General features: G+C 72.7%; 13 protein-coding genes. 4 read left to right on the top strand and 9 right to left on the bottom strand.

Going from position 1 to position 19,566, the window contains the following annotated elements; translation table 11 throughout:
• The first annotated feature begins 96 nt into the window (after positions 1–96).
• Positions 97–3,831 (top strand): nSTAND1 domain-containing NTPase, encoded by a 3,735-nt coding sequence (locus ACTOWY_RS34450; RefSeq protein WP_441313782.1) that lies wholly within the window; start codon positions 97–99, stop codon positions 3,829–3,831.
• A gap of 30 nt (positions 3,832–3,861) precedes the next feature.
• Here ACTOWY_RS34450 and manD read toward each other — a convergent pair whose 3' ends face one another.
• The 6 genes from manD to ACTOWY_RS34480 form a co-directional block, all read right to left on the bottom strand.
• Entirely contained in the window at positions 3,862–5,055 is a 1,194-nt protein-coding gene (manD, locus tag ACTOWY_RS34455; protein WP_441313783.1) for a D-mannonate dehydratase ManD, read from the bottom strand.
• 21 nt (positions 5,056–5,076) lie between these two features.
• Positions 5,077–5,808: a carbohydrate ABC transporter permease gene (locus tag ACTOWY_RS34460; RefSeq protein WP_441313869.1), complete on the bottom strand. Its 732-nt coding sequence runs from the start codon at positions 5,806–5,808 to the stop codon at positions 5,077–5,079.
• Positions 5,733–6,752 carry a carbohydrate ABC transporter permease gene (locus ACTOWY_RS34465; RefSeq protein ID WP_441313784.1) on the bottom strand — a complete coding sequence of 340 codons (1,020 nt, stop codon included), beginning with the start codon at positions 6,750–6,752 and terminating at the stop codon, positions 5,733–5,735. The genes ACTOWY_RS34460 and ACTOWY_RS34465 overlap by 76 nt, the downstream gene beginning before the upstream one ends.
• The gene (locus tag ACTOWY_RS34470; protein ID WP_441313785.1) at positions 6,749–8,029 is read right to left on the bottom strand and encodes an ABC transporter substrate-binding protein; all 1,281 of its coding nucleotides are present in this window, start codon (positions 8,027–8,029) and stop codon (positions 6,749–6,751) included. Before ACTOWY_RS34470 ends, ACTOWY_RS34465 begins: the two co-directional genes overlap by 4 nt.
• A 203-nt stretch (positions 8,030–8,232) precedes the next feature.
• On the bottom strand, positions 8,233–8,997 hold the full coding sequence (locus ACTOWY_RS34475; RefSeq protein WP_441313786.1) for a FadR/GntR family transcriptional regulator: 765 nt from the start codon (positions 8,995–8,997) through the stop codon (positions 8,233–8,235).
• Positions 8,998–9,034: 37 nt separating this feature from the next.
• Positions 9,035–10,993 (bottom strand): prolyl oligopeptidase family serine peptidase, encoded by a 1,959-nt coding sequence (locus ACTOWY_RS34480; RefSeq protein WP_441313787.1) that lies wholly within the window; start codon positions 10,991–10,993, stop codon positions 9,035–9,037.
• Between the two features lie 93 nt (positions 10,994–11,086).
• On the opposite strand from ACTOWY_RS34480, the gene ACTOWY_RS34485 reads away from it, so the two are divergent.
• Positions 11,087–12,859: an ABC transporter substrate-binding protein gene (locus tag ACTOWY_RS34485; protein WP_441313788.1), complete on the top strand. Its 1,773-nt coding sequence runs from the start codon at positions 11,087–11,089 to the stop codon at positions 12,857–12,859.
• Between the two features lie 273 nt (positions 12,860–13,132).
• Here the strand turns inward: ACTOWY_RS34485 and ACTOWY_RS34490 are convergent, their stop codons facing one another.
• Together ACTOWY_RS34490 and ACTOWY_RS34495 are read right to left on the bottom strand one after the other, a co-directional pair.
• Positions 13,133–16,180 (bottom strand): BTAD domain-containing putative transcriptional regulator, encoded by a 3,048-nt coding sequence (locus ACTOWY_RS34490; protein WP_441313789.1) that lies wholly within the window; start codon positions 16,178–16,180, stop codon positions 13,133–13,135.
• Positions 16,181–16,270: 90 nt separating this feature from the next.
• Positions 16,271–17,758 (bottom strand): discoidin domain-containing protein, encoded by a 1,488-nt coding sequence (locus tag ACTOWY_RS34495; RefSeq protein ID WP_441313790.1) that lies wholly within the window; start codon positions 17,756–17,758, stop codon positions 16,271–16,273.
• A gap of 152 nt (positions 17,759–17,910) precedes the next feature.
• On the opposite strand from ACTOWY_RS34495, the gene ACTOWY_RS34500 reads away from it, so the two are divergent.
• Complete coding sequence (locus tag ACTOWY_RS34500; protein ID WP_441313791.1) at positions 17,911–18,339, top strand: peptidase inhibitor family I36 protein; 429 nt, start codon at positions 17,911–17,913, stop codon at positions 18,337–18,339.
• Between the two features lie 19 nt (positions 18,340–18,358).
• Positions 18,359–19,261: a hypothetical protein gene (locus ACTOWY_RS34505; protein ID WP_441313792.1), complete on the top strand. Its 903-nt coding sequence runs from the start codon at positions 18,359–18,361 to the stop codon at positions 19,259–19,261.
• Between the two features lie 69 nt (positions 19,262–19,330).
• Here the strand turns inward: ACTOWY_RS34505 and ACTOWY_RS34510 are convergent, their stop codons facing one another.
• Positions 19,331–19,564 carry a hypothetical protein gene (locus ACTOWY_RS34510; protein WP_441313793.1) on the bottom strand — a complete coding sequence of 78 codons (234 nt, stop codon included), beginning with the start codon at positions 19,562–19,564 and terminating at the stop codon, positions 19,331–19,333.
• Positions 19,565–19,566 lie beyond the last annotated feature (2 nt).

Here is a 19,566-nt window from a genome sequence, read left to right on the forward strand (position 1 = left end):
TGCACAACTCGGGTGCGGCCGGTTGGCCGATGTGTGGCCTGTTGCCGCCGGTCAGAATGACCCGGGCGAAACTGGGGGGTGAACGCCGTGCCGCGGGTGGAACGTCCGTTGGACAACGGGGACAACGCGTTGCTGCGATTCGCGGCCGGCCTGCGCGCGCTGCGCGCGGCCGCGGGCAGCCCGACCTATCGGGTGCTGGCCCAGCGGGTGCACTATTCCGTGGCGAGCCTGTCGCAGGCCGCGGCCGGCCGGAAACTGCCAACACTGGCCGTGACCCTGGCCTACGCGCGCGGCTGCGGCGGTGATCTGGCCGAGTGGGAACGCCGCTGGCATGAGGTGGCCGCCGAACTCGGCCTGGCGACCCCGCCAGCCGCCGACGGTGACACCGCGCCCTATGCCGGGCTGGCGGCCTTCCGGCGGGAGGACGCGGACTGGTTCTTCGGCAGGGAGAAGCTGGTGACCGAGCTGCTGTCGCTGGTGCGGCAGCGGCGACTGGTCGCGGTGTTCGGCGCTTCGGGGGCAGGCAAGTCCTCGGTGCTGCGGGCCGGACTGCTGCCCCGGCTGCCCGCCGAATGGCCGGTGGTGCTGTTCTCTCCCGGCGCGCAGCCGATCGAGGAGCTGGGCAGCGCGCTCGGCGGCACGATCGAGGACGCCGATCCGCGGTCCGCGATCCGGCTGGCGCACGCGCGCCTGGCGACGGCGCCGGCAGATGCCGAGCTGGTCGTGGTGGTCGATCAGTTCGAGGAGACCTTCACCCTGTGCGCCGACCCGGTGCGCCGGGACCGGTTCGTCGACCTGCTGATGGCCCTGGCCGCCGGACGGCAGAGCCGGTGCCGGGTGATCCTGGGCGTCCGGGCCGACTTCTACCCGCACTGCACCGGCTATCCGCAGCTGTTCGCGAAGCTGCGGCAGGCCCAGGTCGCGGTGTGCGCGATGACCACCGACGAACTCCGGTCGGCGATCGTGCGGCCCGCGGCGACCGCCGGGAGCACTGTGGAGGGCGCGCTGCTGGCCAGGCTCATCGCGGACGCGCACGGACAGGTGGGGGCACTGCCGCTGCTCTCGCACGCGTTGCTGGAGACCTGGCGGCGGCGACGCGGAAACACCCTGACCCTCACCGGTTTCCTGGCCTCCGGTGGCATCGACGGCGCGCTCGCGCAGACCGCGGAGTCGGTGTACGCGGCGCTGGAACCGGAGCAGCAGCGGGTCGCGCGGAATCTGCTGCTCCGGCTGATCGCACCAGGGGAGGGCACCGAGGACACCAAACGCCGGATCCGCCGGGGCGAACTGGATCTGGCGGACCCGGCGGTGGCGCTCGTGCTGGACCGGCTCACCCACGCCCGGCTGCTGACCCTGGACCGGGACACGGTGGAGATCACCCACGAGGCGCTCATCCGCCGCTGGCCGCGGCTGCGGGGCTGGCTGGCCGAGGACCGGGAGCTGATCCGGCGGCACCGCAGGCTCACCGAGGCCACTGACGCGTGGGAGTCGGTGCGCCGCGAACCCGGCGCGCTCTACCGCGGCACCCACCTGGAACTGGCCGCCGAACTGTCCAGAGACCGCGGTTCGGTGCTCAGCGGGCGGGAACGGGAATTCCTTGCGGCCAGCATGGCCGCGCGGGCCAGGGAACAGGTCAGCGCCCGGCGCGGCGCCCGGCGATTGCGCCGACTGGTCGGCCTGCTCACCGTGTGTGTGCTGCTGGGGGCGGCCACCACCGTGTACGCCCTGCGGGTCAGCGCGACCGCCGACCGGCAGCGCGATATCGCCGTCGGTGCGCGGGTCGCGGCCCAGTCCCAGGCGTTACGTGCCGCCGATCCGGAGGCCGCGGCGCAGCTGGGGCTGGCCGCCTACCGCCTCGCCTCGACCACGGAAACCCGCGGCGCGCTGCTGAGCACGTTCACCACGCCGTACGCCACCCAGCTCCTGGGACACCAGGACGAGGTGAACATGGCCACCTACAGCCGGGACGGACGGCTGCTCGCCACCGCGAGCCAGGACGGCACCGCCCGGCTCTGGAACCTGGCGGATCCGCACCGCCCCAAGGAGATCGCGACCCTGTCCGGGCACACCGACAACGTGCACAGCGTGGCCTTCCGCGCCGACGGCAGGCTGCTGGCCACCGGGAGCTGGGATGACACGGTGCGGCTGTGGGACATCAGCGATCCCGCCGCACCGCGCACCACGGCCGTGCTCACCGGGTTCACCGGGAACGTGAACTCCGTCGTGTTCAGCCCGGACGGCCGGGTGCTGGCGGCGGCAGGTGACTCCCGGGTGCGGTTGTGGGCGGCCACGGACCCGCGACAGCCGGTGGAGCTGGCCGCGGTCACGGTGCCCCAGGTGAGCGTGTCCCTGGCGTTCACACCCGATGGCCGGCAGCTGGCCAGCGCGAACTGGGACGGCACCGCGTGGCTGTGGGAGGTGACCGCGCTGCCCCGGCTCGGTACGCCGCGGGTGCTCAGCGGGCACACCGCGGCGGTGACCTGGGTGGCCTACAGCCCGGACGGCCGCCTGCTGGCCACCACCGGCCAGGACCGCACCGTGCGGCTGTGGGAGCTGGCCGACCCGGCGGCGCCGCCCCGGGTGCTGACCGGGCACACCGACGTGGTGCGCGCCGCCGCCTTCAGTCCGGACGGCCGGCTGCTGGCCACCGGCGGCCTGGACCGGGCGACCCGGCTGTGGGAGGTCGGCAGTGGCCGCCAGCTGACCACCTTCAGCGGGCTCACCGGCTATGTGCTGTCGGTGGCGTTCAGCCCCGATGGCCGCGGTCTGGCCGCGTCGAGCAAGAACGCCACGACCTGGCTGTGGGACCTGGCGGGCGCCACCCTCGCCGGTCACGGCAACTCGATCTGCGCGGTGGCGTTCAGCCGGGACGGCAGGCTGCTGGCCACCGGCAGCTGGGATCACACGGTCCGGCTGTGGGACACCCGTGCGCGGACCGAGCTGGCGGTGCTGACCGGTCACCGGGATTCGGTGTGCGGACTGGACTTCAGCCCCGACGGGCGCCTGCTGGCCACCGCGAGCTATGACCACACGGCCCGGCTGTGGGACCTCGGCGATCCCCGGAAACCCGTGCCGCTGCACGAGATCACCGAACACACCCAGCACGTCAACGCCGTCGCCTTCACCCCGGATGGCAAGATCCTCGCCGTGGCCGCCCTGGACGCCACAGTCTCGCTGTGGCAGGTCGCCGCCGGAACCCGCCCGAGCAGGCTGGCCCTGCTCACCCAGCACCGCAAGGGCGTCAACACACTCGCCTTCAGCGGCGACGGCACCAGGATGGCGACCGCGGACTGGGACCGGACCACCCGCCTGTGGGACCTCCGCGATCCCCGCCACCCCACTGAACTGGCCGTGCTCGCCGGTCACACCGACGGGGTCATCTCCGTCGCGCTCAGCCGGGACGGCAAGACCCTGGCCACCGGCAGCTGGGACCGCACGGTGCGGTTGTGGGACACCGGCACGGCCGCCGAACTCGCCGTGCTGCGGCACGCCGACAACGTCAACGCGGTCGCGCTGAGCCCGGACGGCCGCACCCTGGCCACCGGTAGCTGGGACCGCACCCTGCGGCTGTGGGATGTCACGGATCCCCGCCATCCCGCGGAGTCCGCGGTCGTCACCGGCCATCCCGAGGCGGTGTGGTCCGTGGCGTTCAACCCCGACGGGCGCACCGTGGCCACCGGCGGCAACGACCCGATCGCCAGGGTGCTCGACGTCGACGCCGAACGCGTGGCGGACACCATCTGCGCCGCCGCCCCGCGCCGCCTCGCCCTGGACCACTGGCCGGAATACTTTCCCCCTGGAGAAGGGGTGCCACCGTGCCCCGGGCGGTGAACCCCGCGGCACGCCGCACCCGCCCGCGGGTCACCAGTCGTGCAAGGTGCCGTCCAGCAAACGGTTGTACGGCAGGTAGTCCCGCCGGTACGGGTGCGCGGCCACGGCCTGCTCGTCCAGCGTGACACCGAGACCCGGGGCCTCGCCAGGGCGCAGGTGGCCGTCGGTGAAGGTGTAGCCGGGGTGGAAGACCTCGGCGGCCTGGGCCGGGTAGCCGGAGTACTCCTGGATGCCGAAGTTGTGGATGGCCAGGCCCAGGTGCACCGCGGCGGCCATGCCCACCGGCGAGATGTCCGCAGGTCCGTGCAGACCGCTGCGAATCTGGTACAGGGCCGCGAAATCCAGGAGTTTCTTGACCGCGGTGACGCCGCCGAAGTGGGTGACGGGGGAGCGGACGAAGTCGATCAGGCGTTCGGTGATCAGGGTCTGGTAGTCGAAGACGGTGTTGAAGACCTCGCCGATGGCCAGCGGGATCGTGCTGTGCTGCCGGACCAGGCGCAGCGCGGACTGGTCCTCGGCCGGGGTGCAGTCCTCCAGCCAGAACAGGTCGTAGGGCTCCAGGGACTTGGCCAGCCGGGCGGACTGCTGCGGGGTGAGCCGGTGGTGCACATCGTGCAGCAGCGGCAGTTCCGGGCCGAACTCGTTACGCACGGCCTCGAACACGCCGGGGATGTGGCGCAGGTAGGCGGCGGTGTCCCAGTCCTCCACCACCGGCATCCCCGGCGTGTTCGCGGACTGCGCGATGGAGTAAACCCGTTGCAGCCCAGGGATTCCGGACTGGATGCGGATCGCCTGGTAACCCTCGGCCCGCCGGGCGCGCACCGAGTCGAACAGCTCGGGCAGGTCGCGGCCGGCGGCGTGGCCGTAGGTGCGCACCCGGTCCCGGCTGGCCCCGCCCAGCAGCTGGTACAGCGGCAGTCCGGCGACCTTGGCCTTGATGTCCCACAGTGCCACGTCCACCGCGGCGATGGCGGCCATGGTGACCGGGCCGCGCCGCCAGTACGCGCCGCGGTAGAGCTGCTGCCAGGTGTCCTCGATGCGGTGCGGATCACTGCCGATCAGCGTGGGCAGCACGTGCTCGGACAGGTAGGCGGCCACGGACAGTTCGCGGCCGTTGAGGGTGGCATCGCCCAGGCCGGAGACGCCCTCGTCGGTCTCGATCCGCACCGTCACGTAGTTGCGGCCGGGACCGCACACGAGCACGCTCGCGTCGACGATCTTCACTGCCTACCTCTTTCCGGGCGCTCAGCCCTTGGTGGCGCCTGCGGTGAGCCCGGCGACGATGTGCTGCTGCGCCAACAGGGCCACCGCCAGCGCGGGCAGCGTGGTGAGTGTGGCCGCGGCCATCAGCCCACCCCAGTCGGTGCCCGCGTAGGAGACGAAGGAGAACAGCGTCACCGGCAGGGTTTTGGTGTCCTCATCGGCCAGGATCAGCGCGAACATGAAGTTGTTCCAGTTGGAGATGAAGGCCAGCACGCAGGCGGTGGCGATGCCCGGCATGGCCAGTGGCAGCGCGATGCGCAGGAAGGTGCCGAACGGGGTGAGCCCGTCGATCTGCGCCGCCTCCTCCAGTTCCACCGGCAGGCCCTCGAAGAAGCTGATCATCACCCACAGGATCAGCGGCACCGAGACGAACATGTGGCTGAGCACCAGCACCGTGTAACTGCCCACCAGACCGAGCTGGGCGAACAGGTAGTACCAGGGCACCAGCAGCGAGATCGCGGGCACGATCCGGGCCACCAGCACCAGCGAACCCGTGCCGTGCAAGCGAAAACGCCCCACCGCCCAGGCCGCGGGCACCGCCAGCACCGCCGAGAGCGCGGTGGAGGTGACCCCGACGATCAGCGAGTTGAGCATCGAGGACGGCAGTTCGGCACCGGAGAGCACGGTGCCGAAGTTCTTCAGCGTCGGCGTGAACACCAGCCAGGAACCGGGATCGGTGATCTGCACGTTGGTCTTGAACGCCGAGGCCACCATCCACACCACCGGCAGCACCAAAACCAGCAGCGCCACCGTGATCGCGCCACCACGCAGCCAGGGCTTCGCGCGGCCTCCCTTCCCGGGCGGCGGCGCACGACCAGCACCACGCCGACGATGACCACGGTGAACAACACCAGCACCGCCGAAGCCAGGGCGTACTCCTGGTAGTCGAAGGTGAGCCCGTAGGCCAGCACGTTGAGCGTCTCGGCCTCGAACGCGGAACCACCGCCCGCGCCCTTGGTGGCGTAGATGAGGTCGAAGGTCTTGAGCGCGTCCACCGCGCGCAGCAGCACCGCCGCGGCCAGTGCGGGCAACAACATCGGCAGCACCACGTGCCGGAACCGTTGCCAGGCACTGGCTCCGTCCACCAGCGCGGCCTCCTCCGGTTCGGTGGGCAGCGTGGACAGCCCGGCCAGCAACAGGATCGCCATCATCGGCGTCCACTGCCAGACGTCGATGGCCATCAGCGTGGGCAGCGACCCGCTCACCGAACCCAGGAACGCCTGCCGGGGCAGGCCGATCGCGGTCAGCAGGTGGTTGGCCACGCCGTTGGTGGGATCCAGGATCAGCAGCCACAGCACGCCGATGGCCACCGGCGCGGTCAGCAGCGGCACGATCAGCACCGTGCGCACCCAACGCACCCCGCGGAAAGCCTTGCGCAGCAACATGGCCAGCGCCAGCCCAAGTACCGACTCCACCGCGACCGCGCCCACGGTGAACACCACCGTGCGCCACAGCGCGGGCCAGAAGCGGCGGCCGTCGCCGAGCGCGTCGGCGTAGTTGCGCAGTCCGGCGAACCCGGCATCGGCGTTCACCGCGCCAAAAGCGTCGGTGAAACTCAGGTACACCGTGAACACCAGCGGAAAGACGATCATCAGCCCGACGAAGGCCAGCGCAGGCGCCAGCATCAACCAGCGCAGCCTGCGCCGCGCCCCGGTCACCGGTGCTCCCGGTGCCGGTTATCCCGCACCAGGAACGCGGCGAGTTCCACATCGGCCGCCCGCGCCGCCGGTTCCACCGGCTGCCCGAGCACCCCGGCCACCAGCGGCGCGCCCACGATGTCCCTGGCCCGCCCGACCTGCAACACCCGCGGCCGATCAGAGCCGATCCCGTTGCGCGCGTTGACCCGCATCGCCGCCGCCAGCTCCGCCGGGAACCCGGTCAGCGTGCCGGCATCGGCCCACGCCGACTCCCGCGCCCCCGGAATCCCCTTGGCCTGCAACGCGGCCACCATCGCCGGAGCGGAGGCCCAGCGCAGGAACCGCCAGGAATCCTCCGGTAGCAAGGAAAACCGGTTGATCCCCAGACTCCACGAAGGCACGTTGTACGGCCGCGCCCCGGCCGGTCCCGCGGGGAACGGCGCGAAACCAACCCGGTCCCGCACCAGCGAGGTCTTGGGATCGACGATGCTGGTGTAGATCGCGTCCGCGTCCACGTAGAAGGCCGCCTTGCCCTGCGCGAACACCGGCATGGCCTGCTCCAGGCTCATGTTCGCCACCCCCGGCGGCCCGGCCCGGCCGAGCAGTTCGCCGTAGTACCGGTAGGCGCTGATCGCGGCCGGGCTGGCGATCGCCGACCGCCCGTCCACCACGAAGTCACCGCCGTGGGAGTAGAGGAAACTGGACCACTGCGTCACCGCCCCGGTCCGCTGCCCCCGCCCCACCGCGCCGAACATCCCACGCCCCGGATCATGCAGCCGCACCGCGCTGTCCAGGAGTTCGGCGAGCGTGCCGGGTGGGCTGGTGAGGTCCTTGCGGTAGTAGAGCACCGGCCGCTCGGTGACCACCGGCACCGACCGCACCCGGCCGTCCACGATCGAGGCCGTGCGCGGCGCCTGCTGCACATCGGACCACCGGTAGTCGGCGTCCCCGGCCACCAGGTCGGTCAGGTCGGCCAGCCAGCCGTTGCGGGTGAACAGCGCCTGTTCCTGCAGTGCCCGCACCATCAGCACGTCGATGTCGGTGGCCGAGGCGTTGAGCTTGACGTTGTAGGCACTGGCTAGCTGATCCCCGGTGAGCATGGTGATCGTCACCCGCCTGCGCACCAGATCCTCGAACTCCCCGATCCGCTCCCGCACCGCCCGCGTCCACACGTGGTTCGCGGCCAGCACCCGCAACGGCGCATCCCGCCCAGTCCCGCCCGAACCGCAGCCCGCAAGGGCGGCACCAGCGGAAACAGCCCCGAGCATGGTGAGGAACCCGCGCCGGGTCGGCGACATCGACGCCCCACCTCCTCACCTGGTCCAACTGGTAGGACCAGTTCGGCCAGACAGTACGTCCGAGGCCGCCCAGGAGCAAGGGCCAGGACCGGTCCGTCAACCCGCCCAACACCGAGTTGGCCCAAGTCGTACGCCCAGTTTGCCCAACCGGGCGTACCACTTTGGCCAACTCGACGGCGGACGGGGAACTTCCGGTGACCTGCTCAGGTTGGCGGGTGGGTGCGGTGCAGGAGGGTTTCCAGGTGGTGGGAGGCCATCGCGTCCACGCTCAGGTCCGCCGCCGGTCCCCAGCTGCGGCCGGCCAGGGCCAGGTGTTCGTGCATGCAGTGCCGGGCCAGATCGACGTCGCGGGCCTCGATGGCGGCCACGATCTCCGGGTGGTGCGGCACGCCGGGACCAGGGTCGGCGGACTCGGAGTTGGAGCGCAGCATGATCTCGAACATCATGCCGCTGATCGAGGCCAGCATGATCCGCAGCACCGGGTTGCCCGCGGCCGCGGCGATGGTGTCGTGGAAGTCCACGTCGGCCTGGGCCTTGGCCACCACGTCGGTCGCGGCCAGCACCCGCTCGTGCGCCGCCCGGATCGCGGCCACCTCGGCCGCGCTGGCATGCCGGGTGGCCAGCGCGACGGTCTCCAGTTCGAGCACGATCCGGGCCGCCATCACCTGGCGCACGGTGGGCCTGCTGGTCCGGTACAGCGCGTCGTAGCCGTGCGCCTCGGCAGCGGACCGTTCGGCCACGAACGAACCGCGACCGGGCGCGATCTCGATCAGATGCTGGGCCTCCAGCCTGCGCAACACCTCGCGGATCACGTTGCGACTGGCCCCGAACCGCACGGCCAGCTCCCGTTCGGAGGGCAGTTTGGCGCCGGTGGCCGGTTCGCCGGAGAGGATTTCCTGGCGCAGTTGCCGGGAGATGGTCTCGGTGCGCAGACCGCGCTGGGGCGGAGGCGGAACGCTGCCGGGCACGGCGGCGATGCTACCCGGACCGGCCGCAGGCGCCGACTCAGGTGGACAGCGGCAGGCGCGGCGTGTCCGGCGGGTCGAAGCCGAAGACCTGGCCGTACAGGGACAGTTCGGCGGCGAAGGCGGCGGTGATGGAGGCGGCCCGGCGGAACCCGTGTTGTTCGCCGGCGAAGGTGAGGTAGGCGTGCGGCACGCCGCGGCCGTCGAGAGCGGCCAGCAGTCGTGCGCACTGCTCCGGCGGGCAGATCACGTCCTCCAGGCCCTGGAACAACGCGAACGGCGCGGTGATCCGGCTCGCCTGGCGCACCGGGGAGCGCTGCTGGTAGCGGTGGCGGGTCCGCGGCCAGGGGCCGATAAGGCTGTCCGGGTAGTGCGACTCGAAGTCGTGGGTCTCGCCGGTGCGCCAGCCCACCGGGTCCAGGATCGGGAAGTAGATCGCGCCGCAGCGGTACAGCTCCGTGCTGATCAGCGAGGAGATCGCGGTCCAGCCGCCGGAACTGCGGCCGCGGATGGCCAGCCGGGCCGGATCGGCCAGACCCCTGCCGATCAGGGTGCGGGCCACCGTGGCGCAGTCGGCCACGTCGACCACGCCCCACTGGTGGCGCAGGCGTTCCCGGTACTGGCGGCCGAACCCGGTGGAGCCGCCGTACTGCACATCGGCCACGCCCAGGCCGCGGCTGGTGAAGTAGGCGATCTCCGGGTCGAGCACCGGCGCGCTGCGGCTGGTCGGCCCGCCGTGCGCGAAAATCACATACGGCGGTCGCTCGCCCGGCGGTCCGGTGAAGTCCTCGTGGTGCGGCGGGTACACGTAGGCGTGCACCTCGGGCCCGTCCGGCTCGCGGCAGGTCCACTGCTCCGGGCGGGGCACGCAGTGCGCGGGCACGATGACCGGCTCCGGGCGCACCCGCCGCGGCGAACCGTCCGCGGCGTCGGTGAGCACGATCTCCCTGGCCTGCCGGGGACCGCCCGCCACCCCGGCGATCCGGACGCCGTCGGTGGCCAGCACCGGACTCCACTCGGTGTAGGGACCGTCCACATCGGACAGTGCCCCGCTGATCGGGTCGAGCAGACCGAGGGCGAGCCTGCCCGCGCCGTGCAACACGGCCAGCCTGCCGTCGGCGAGCCGGGTGAACCAGCGCAGCCCGAGCTGCCACGGCGCGCCGCCGAACTCCTCCGCCCGCGGGCACAACTCCCTGGCCGGTGCGCCGTCCAGCGGGACCTGGCGCAGGTTCCACCACCCGCCGCGGTCGCCCAGCACGTGCAGGCTGTCCGCGTCCGCCCACTCCACCTGCACCACCGACTCGGCCGGACCGCCCGCGAGCACCCTGGCCCGGCCGAACGTGCCTGCCGGTGTCACCTCGGCGACGAGCAGTTCGGTGGCCTCCCACGGCATGGCCGGGTGGTTCCAGCCGATCCAGGCGACTGAGCGGCCCTCCGGCGCGAGCTTCGGGCCGGTGAGGAAGTGGTGGCTCGCGGTCAGTTCGCGCACCGCCGCCGGTGATCCGGCCGCACTGCCGTCCAGCGGGATCGCCACCAGCGCGCGGCGCACGTCGGTAGGGGCGGGGCCGGTCAGTTCCTCGCGCACGCACCACACCTCGGCGCCGTCGGCGGAGAGGCTGAGATCGGCATGCCGCCAGCCCGCCGGACGCGGGGGCGGCGGGCTGAGCGGACGGGTCCGCCGCCCGTGCCGGTCGTGGTGGTAGAGCCGCTGGTCCGGCCAGTGGACGAACACCACGCCGTCCGGGGTCGCGCACCAGGGGCGGCCGCCGTACTCGTGCACCCGGCTGCGCACGTTCCACTCCGGTGGCAGCACCTCACCGACCCGGCCGTCGGCGGCGCGGCGCAGCAGCGCGGACCGGCCGCCCTCGGCGGTGCGCAGCTCCACCCACCACAGTTCTTCGCCGACGAAATCCAGCCAGGTGACGTGCGTTTCCGAGCGGGCCACGTCGGCGGGACCGACCGGGGACCGCCAGCTGCCATAGGGCGCGATCTGGGACATGGCCTCACTTTCGGTCCGCGGGATTGCCCAGGGCTTGAGCTGGGCGGCAAGGATTGTGCAAGCAACCGCGGCAAGCCTGCCGGGGTGAGAGTCGTGCGCGCGATACCGGTGCTGGTGCTTGTGGTTGCCGTGGTGGCGGGCCTGAACCCGCCGGCGGCGGCGGCCGGGCCGAGGGTGCTGCGGGTGGCCATGGCGCGCGGCCTGGACTCGGTCAACCCGTTCCTGGCCACCTCGCTGGCCGGGACCGAGATCGGCAGGCTGCACTACGAGTACCTCACCGCCTACCGGCCAGCCGACTTCGCTCCCGCGCCCGGCCTGGCCGAGCACTGGCGGACCAGCCAGGACGGCCGCACCTGGACCTACACCCTGCGTACGGGCGCCCGCTGGTCCGACGGGCGGCCGATCACCGCCAGGGACGCCGAGTTCACCTTCACCCTGATGCGGGACAACGAGGCGGCCCGCACCGCCAACGGCAACTTCGTCGCCGGGTTCGAGTCGGTGCGCGCGGTGGACGAGCGCACGCTGGAGATCACCACCCGGACCCCGCGGGCGACCATGCTCGCCCTGGACGTGCCGATCGTGCCCGCGCACGTGTGGTCGGGCGTCACCGATGTCCGCGCCTTCACCAACGACAGCGCGCCGGTGGTGGCCAGCGGGCCGTTCCGTCTGGTCGAGCACCGGCGCAACGAGTTCCTGCGGTTCACCGCGAACGAGCACTTCTGGCGTGGCCGGGCCAAGATCGACGAGCTGGTGCTGCTGCGCTACCAGACGATGGAGGCGGCGATCCTGGGGTTGCGCCGCGGTGAGGTGGACCTGATCGGCGACGGCCTGGCCGGGCCGCTCACCCCGGCCCAGCACGACACGCTGCGCACCGAACCCGGGATCATCGTGCAGCGCTCCCGGGCCCAGCGTTTCTACGAGCTGGCCATGAATCCGGGCGCGGCCAGCCGTTCCGGGCGCCCGCTCGGGGACGGCCACCCGGCGCTGACCGATGTGCGGGTGCGCACCGCGATCGCCACCGCCATGGACGGCCAGTTGCTGCTGGACCGGGTGCTGGGCGGGCACGGCGCGGCCGGCGCGGGCTACCTGCCGCCGGTGTTCGCCGAGCTGCATCTGCCCGTGCGCCGCGCGGTGGATCCGGTGCGCGCCAACCAGATCCTGGACGAGGCCGGGTACCGGCGGGACACGGCCGGACAACGGCACGATCCCGGCGGCCGCCCGCTGTCGCTGCGGTTGTACGGCCGCGGCGACCGGTACACCGACGCGCGCAACGCGGAGTACGTGCGCACCTGGCTGGGCGAGCTGGGCATTTCGGTGCAGGTGCAGATCATGGCGGGCGCCAGCCTGAACGACCTGGTCGGCGCAGGCCGGTTCGACCTGGCCTTCAGCAGCTGGGGCGTCGGCCCCGACCCGGACCACGTGCTGTCCATCCAGACCTGTGGCCAGCGACCGGCCGAGGACGGCACCGGCGGCAACACCGACACCTTCTTCTGCGACCCCGAGTTCGACGACCTGCACACCCGGCAGCGCGCCGAGCTGGACCCGGCGGCCAGGGCCGGGATCGTCCGGCGGATGCAGCAGCGCTGGCACGACCTGGCGCCCGCGGTGCCGCTGTACTACCCGGATTCGCTGGAGGCCTACCGCGGCGACCGGTTCCGCCCGTTCCAGCTCCAGCCCGACCCCGGCGGCTCGATCACCGGCCAGAGCGGCTACTGGGGCTACCACAGCGCCGACCCCGCCCCAGCCACCCCACCCAACCCTGCCTGGCCCAGCTGGTGGCTCACCGCCGCCGCCACCCTCCTGACCACAGCCGCCCTCACCTGGCTACTCACCCGCCCCCGCCGCAACCCAGCCCACCACCCCTAACCAACCCCCCGCCCCCGTGTTGGCCGTTGTCGTACGGTGTCTTGGCCGTTGTGGACGGCGAGTTGGCCGTTCTGGACGGTGAGTTGGCCGTTGTGGGCGTCGAGTTGGCCCAACTGGTACGCCGGTTTGGCTCAAGTGGGCGTACCGGTTGGCCCAAGTGGGCGGGGAGGGCGGAGCGTGCCGCCAGTTCGGCCAAGACCGGGTACGACAACGGCCAAGACCGGGTACGACAACGGCCAACACGCCGGGGGAGGGGTGCCTGGTTGGGGGCTTTCACCGGGTGTGCCACCAGGTCAGGGCGGCTCGGATCGCCGTGGTGAACTCCTCGGGCGCCCAGGTCCAGCCGGGGTCGGGGGCCGGTGGGGTGGCCGGGTCCAGGCCGAGGCGTTCGGCGACCGTGCCGCGCAGGCCCAGCGGGGCGGGCAGGCCGGCCGCGCGGCGCAGCCGGTCCCAGTCCGCGGCGAAGGCGGCGCTGGCCGTGGTGTCGCCGAGGTCGGCGGCCAGCAGCGCGGTGGCCAGCACCCCTGGCAGGCCGAACCGGAAGTTGGTGGAGTCCGCCGCGCTGTGCAGGGCCTCGATGAGGGCCCGCACCGCGGCCTCGGTCCGGCCGCTGCGGCGCAGCGCCTCGGCGTGCAGCACCCGCAGGTAGGTCCAGCGCGCGGTGAATCCGGAGTGCTGCTCGGGCAGCGCGTTGACGGTCTCGGTCAGCAGCGCGAGTGCCTCGGCGAGCCGCCCGGTGACCAGGTAGGCCAGTGCGATGGACCGGCGCGGCGCGTCCTGCTCGGCGGCGTGATGCCAGCTGGGCAGCCGGTGCCGCAGGTCCTCGGCCAGCGCCAGCGCCCGGTCCGGCTCGCCGAGGGCCAGGGCCACCTCCACCCGCAGCGCGAGCTGGGTGGTCGAGGGCGGCCGGTCGAACTGCGCCCACACCCGCTGCTCGTACTCCGCGCACAACCGCGCCGCCTCGCCGGGGCGGCCCCACTGGTTCAAGAGCACCCCGGCCGAGGTGAACACGGTGAGCACGTCCTCCAGGGTGGACCGGCGGGCCGCGGCCACCAGCTCCGGCAGCTCGGCGAGGCCCGCCGGATCCAGCAGCGCGCACCGGGCGCTGAGCAGGCCGGCCATCGCCTCCAGGTGCTCGCGCGGCCGTGTTTCGGCCAGTGCGCCGAGCACCGCGCGCAACGCGGTCAGGCTGCCCAGGAAGTCCCCGGCCAGGCCCAGCAGCGCGGCGTGCTGGAACCGCAGCAACGCGTGCACCTCGGGATGGTCGGCCAGTCCCTGGCAGGCCAGGGCGCGGCGGGACCAGAACTGGCCCTCCACCGGATAGCCGGTGTGAGTGAGGAAGAACTCGAAGATCCGCGCGGTCAGCTCGGCCGCGGCCTGCTCGTGGCCGCTCGCGTAGCCGTGGGCCAGGGCGTGCCGCAGGTTCGGCAGGTCAGGGGCCAGTTCCGAGAGCGCGGCGAACTGGTTGCCGTAGCGCGGGATCGCGTCGATCCGCCGGGCCCTGGCCAGCCAGTAGGCGAGCTGGCGCTCTTCGGTGGCGCTCACCTCGCCGAACTCGGCCAGCCGGTCGGCGGCGAAGACCCGCAGGGTGGCCAGCAGCCGGAACCGCCTGCCGCCGGGGGTGTCCACCGGGGCCACCAGCGACCGGTCCACCAGCGCCGCCACCGCGGCGGCCACCTCGTTGCCGCACAACGGTTCCGCGCCGCACACCGCCTCGGCGGCGGCCAGGCTGAACCCGCCGGGCAGCACCGAGAGCCGGGCCAGCACCCGCTGCTCGGGCCCGGTCAGCAGCCGGTAGGACCAGTCGATGGTGGCCGAGAGCGCCTGGTGCCGGTGCCCGGCGGCGCCGGTGGCGAAGAGCAGGTCCAGCCGGTCCCGGAGCTGCCCGGCGAGTTCGCTCAGGCCGAAGGCGCGCACCCGGGTCGCGGCCAGTTCCAGCGCCAGCGGCAGACCGTCGAGCCTGCGGCAGATCTCCACCAGGTGCGGCCAGTCCACTGTGGACACGGTGAAGGACTGCTCGGCCTGCCGGGCGCGTTCGAGGAACAGCGCGACCGCGGGCTGATCGAGGGTGACCGGCGCGTCGGCGGCGGGCACCGGCAACGGGTCCAGGCGCCACACCGATTCGCCGGGCAGGCCCAGCGGCTGCCGCGAGGTGGCCAGCACCGCCAGCCCGGGACAGGCGCCGAGCAGGTGACCCAGCAGGGTGGCGGTGGCCGGGCCGAGGTGTTCGCAGTTGTCGGCCAGCAGCAGGCACCGCTGTCCCGCCAGCGCGGCGGCCACGGCTTCCAGTGGCTCGGCGCTCAGGTCCGCGCGCACCTCGAACAGCGCGCCGAGCGCGCCGGTGACCTCCTTGGCCGAGGACAGTGATTCCAGCAGCAGCACCGCCACCCCGTCGCGGAAGCGCGGTGCGAACTCGCGCGCGGTGTGCAGGGCCAGGGTGGTCTTGCCGCAGCCACCCGTGCCGATCACGGTGACCAGCCGTCCGGGCGCGATGAGCCCGGCCAGTCCGGCCTGTGCCCGCTCGCGGCCGATGAGCCGGTTGGGCAATGGCCGGGGACCGCGCCAGCGGGCCCGCGGCGGCGCGGCCGGGGCGACCGGTGTGGCCGAGCCGCGCAACAGCGCTTCGTGCAGGGTCCGCAGCGCCGGACCGGGTTCGGCGCCCAGTTCCTCGGCGAACCGCTCGCGGGCCGCGGCGAAGCAGGCCAGTGCCTCCGCGGCCCGGCCCGCGCCGGCCAGCGCGCGCATCTGGGCGCCGATCAGCGATTCGTTGAGCGGGTGCGCGGCCAGCAGGTCGGCGACCTCCCTGACCACCGCCGCGAACTCGCCCTCGGTCAGCGCGGCCTCCGCCCAGGCGATGGTCGCGCTCACCCTGGCCTGCTCCAGCCCGGCCCGCACCCGTTCGACGCGCTCGCCGGAGAGTCCGCTCAGCGGCGGGCCGCGCCACAGGTCCAGGGCGGTGCGCAACAGCCCGGCCTGCCGGGACCGCTCGCCGCGCGCGGATTGGGCCCGCGCGATCAGCTCCCGGAACCGGTGCGCGTCCACCTGCTCGGGCGGCACGTCCAGCCGGTAACCGGCCGGGGTGTAGGTGATCGGCGTCCCGCCGAGGATGCCGCGCAGCCGGGCGAGGTAGCTGTAGAGGGATTGCCGGGCCCGCGGCGGCGGGCGCTCGTCCCAGACCCAGTCGATCAGGGTGTCCACCGCGGTGGGCCTGCCCGCGTTCCACAGCAGCGCGGCCAGCACGCAGCGTTGTTTCACCGGTCCGAGTTCCACCGGACGGTCCGCCTCGCGCAGCTCCACTGGTCCCAGCAGCCGAAAATCCACGCCTTCCCCCACCCGTGACCCGACCAGCTTGCCAGTGCTCGCCGGGTGGCGGCAGGGCAGCGGGCCGGGTCACGGGTATGTGCCTGGGTATCAGGACGCGGCGAGTTCGATCTCGGCGAGCTGGGCGTGGTGGGTTGGCTGGGCGGGGCCGTCCACCCGCAGTTTCGTGGCGGTCACCCGGATTCGTTCGGCCGGGCGGGCCGGGAAGGTGAAGCTCTGCGGCGCGGCGCCGGGTTGCGGGTGCCCGGTGCGGGTCACCACGGTTTCCCAGTCCTGCCCGGTCCACAGCGCCACGGTGAAGTCCACCGGGAAGCCCATCCCGGCGTGCGGGGCGTCGGTGCGCGGATACAACGTCACCCGACCGGTCGGTCGGGGCGCGGGCAGCGCGATCTCCACCCACTCGGTGGCCTCCGGAGCCGGGTTGCCCTTGGACGACCAGCCGTTGCTCGCCCCGGTGCTGCCGCGTTCGCCGTCGTTGACGGCCTGGGCCGACCAGCCCCAGTCCTCGATGGAGCTGGTCGCGCTGACCCGGCCCGCGGCCGCGGTGTGGATCTCCGCCTCGGCGAACTGCATCCGGAACCGGTTGCCGTCATTCGGGTTGGCGCGCAACGAGGTGCCGTGCACCCGGACCCGGTCTGTCCACTGTGCGGGGAAGGGGAACCGGTGCGCGCCCGCCGACGGCAGTGGATACCCGGTGCGGCTGGCCACCGGCACCCAGGCCGAGCCGTTCCACACCTCGATGGCGAAGTCGGCCGGGAAGCCCTGGCCGATGTTGCCCGGATCGTCCCTCGGGTACAGGGTCACCGCGTCGAACCAGCGCCGTCCCGGCAACCGGAACTCCAGCGCCTCGGCGTGGTTGACGCCGGTCTGGCCGTCGGAGGACCAGCCGCTGGTCCGGGTGCTGCCCAGGACGCCGTCGTTGACCGCGTGCCGGGTCCAGCCGCCAGCCTCATAACTGCTGGAGGGGACCAGATCCGCCGCGGTGGCCAGGTTCCCGTCGCTGGCACTGGGCCTGCCGGTCCACCAGGAGGTCTGCCTGCGGGCGCCGGCCCAGGTCATCTCGAAGTGCACGTGATCGGTGTGCGGACTGGCGCCGCTGTAGGGCCGCCAGCTCTTGTCCTGCTGGTTGAGGTGCAGGATCCGCCGGTTCCAGATGATGAACCGGATGCCGATCCGGCGGGCCAGCGCGTGCTGGTTGCCGAAGCGGTCCGGCGCGAGCAGCCAGCCGAGCACGGTCTCTGCCTGGTCCCGCTCGACCGGGTTATTCGCGTTCACACCCCAGTCGAAGGCCCGGCCCTCGTCGTGCCCACCGGCCCCACCGGCGGTGTTGCAGACGAAGATGCCCAGGTTGCGGGTGTTCGGGTAGTGCCGTAGCAGGAAGTCCTTCCAGTCCAGGGTTCCGGCCTGGGCGCCACTGGCGCAGCCGGTCGGCGCCGGGTCCCGGTACGGGTAGTCCTCGATGGCCTGGCCGAAGGTCGGCGCGGGCGGCAGCGGCGCGGCGTGCGCCACTGGACTGGCCAGGGTCAGCAGTGCGGCGGCCGCGGTCAGGGCCGCCAGTGTTCGCGTGCTCAGACGCATGTGCGTGCTCCTTCGCCTGGATGTGTGGTGGCCAGGTTGCGGTGGTGGCCTTGCTTGTTGCTTGCCCGGCGGTTGCCGGGGTGGGCAAGCAACAAGCAAGCCCGGCTGGGCAGCCTCAGCTGGCCACGAACCACTTCGGAAGGGGAACGGACATGTCCACCAGAACCTTCACCGCCCTGGCCGCCGTCACCGCGCTGGCCCTGGGCGGCCTGCTCGCCGGCGCGGCCCCGGCCTCGGCCGCTGAGCGGAGCGCACCGGAAGTGCGGCCCGCGGGAACTCCCAACTGTGACGCCGGGGACGTCTGCTTCTGGGTGGACGCGGACTACGAGGGGCCGCGGGGCCGGTTCTCTGGAGCGAACCCGGACTGGACTCAGTTCTCGCAACCGGCATGCAGCTTCTTCCGCCCGAATTGGAATGACTGCGCGTCCTCGGTGGTCAACCGCGGCCGGAACTGCACCGTTCACCTGTACGAAAACGCCAACTACCTGGGTCAGCGGCTGAGCATCAAGCGTGGCGAGAAATTCCCGGACCTGTCGGACCAGAACTTCAACGACATGGCCAGCTCCAACAACTGGTGCTGACCGGGCGGAAAGGACTGCCATGCGCGGATTCCTGCTCGCGGCGACAGCCGCGGGTGCGGTGCTCGCGGTGGTGCTGATGGCCGGGCGGCCCAGCGGTCGCCCGGCCCTCGCGGACCCCGCCTTCGAGCTGATCACCCGCACCGGCGCCTACCACCGTCAGCAGCACATCCTCAGCACAGCGGAGGAACGACTGGTGGCGGCCTGCATGAGCGCCCGGGGCCATCACTACCCGGTAGCGGACCAGCCGTTCACCGACCGCACCGACGAGGAGCGCACCCTCGGCACCGAGCGCCGCCGCGACCAAGGGTATGGACTGTCACCCGGCGCGCTCGGCCCGGCGCCCCGCTCCGCCGTCGACCAGCACGCGGACAGCCTGCCCGAGCCGACGCGAACCGCTTACACCACCGCGTTGCTGGGGCCGGACGACCAACGCAGAGCGGTGCGGCTGCCCGGCGGCGGCCAGGCGGATTTCGCCAGTCAGGGCTGTGTGGCCGAGGCCCGCCGGAACCTCTTCGGCGACCTCATGACCTGGGCCAGGGTCGCGCACGTGCCCGAGGCGTACGGCAACCGCCTGGCCCGCGAACTGCCGCGGCACCCGTTCTTCCGCGCCGCGGTTGAACAATGGCGGACCTGCATGGCCGGGCGGGGACATCCCTTCAACGGCTTGGACGAGCCGAGAGAACACCTCGCCCGCCGCTACGCCGCCGAAGGTCCGGGCGAAGCGTTGCGGCAGCAGGAGATCACCCTCGCGCTGACCGACGCCGACTGTGCCCACGCGGCCGGTGTGCATCAGCGTGGCCTTGCCGCGCAACGAGAACTCGCCGCGACAAGTCTGTCCACTGAGGACCAGCGAACCCTGGGTGAACTCACCGCGGCCTGGCTGGCCGCGGTGGACCGGGCCCGGCGGGTGCCCGGCGGCTGACCCCCGGGGGGTGGGGGTCAGCAGGCCCGGCCGGGGCGCGCCGGCCGGGCCCACCCGCCGTGGGCCGCCTCAGTCGTCAACCGTGTTCGCCCGGCCCTCCCGGGTGTAGCGCAGCAGGAACGCGAACACTCCGGCGAGCGCCGCGATCATGCAGGCGACATCGGCCACCGAGCCGCCGAAGGTCTCCACCACCGGGCCGGAGCCGAGCAGGATGCCGGTGGTCTGACCGGCGATGACGAGCACGCCGCCGAGCAGGAAGGCGAGCAGGCACAGGCGGGTGGCGAACAGCAGGATCCGGTACACGG

It is taken from the genome of Crossiella sp. CA198, from assembly GCF_052078295.1.
In the GTDB taxonomy this organism is placed as follows: domain Bacteria; phylum Actinomycetota; class Actinomycetes; order Mycobacteriales; family Pseudonocardiaceae; genus Crossiella.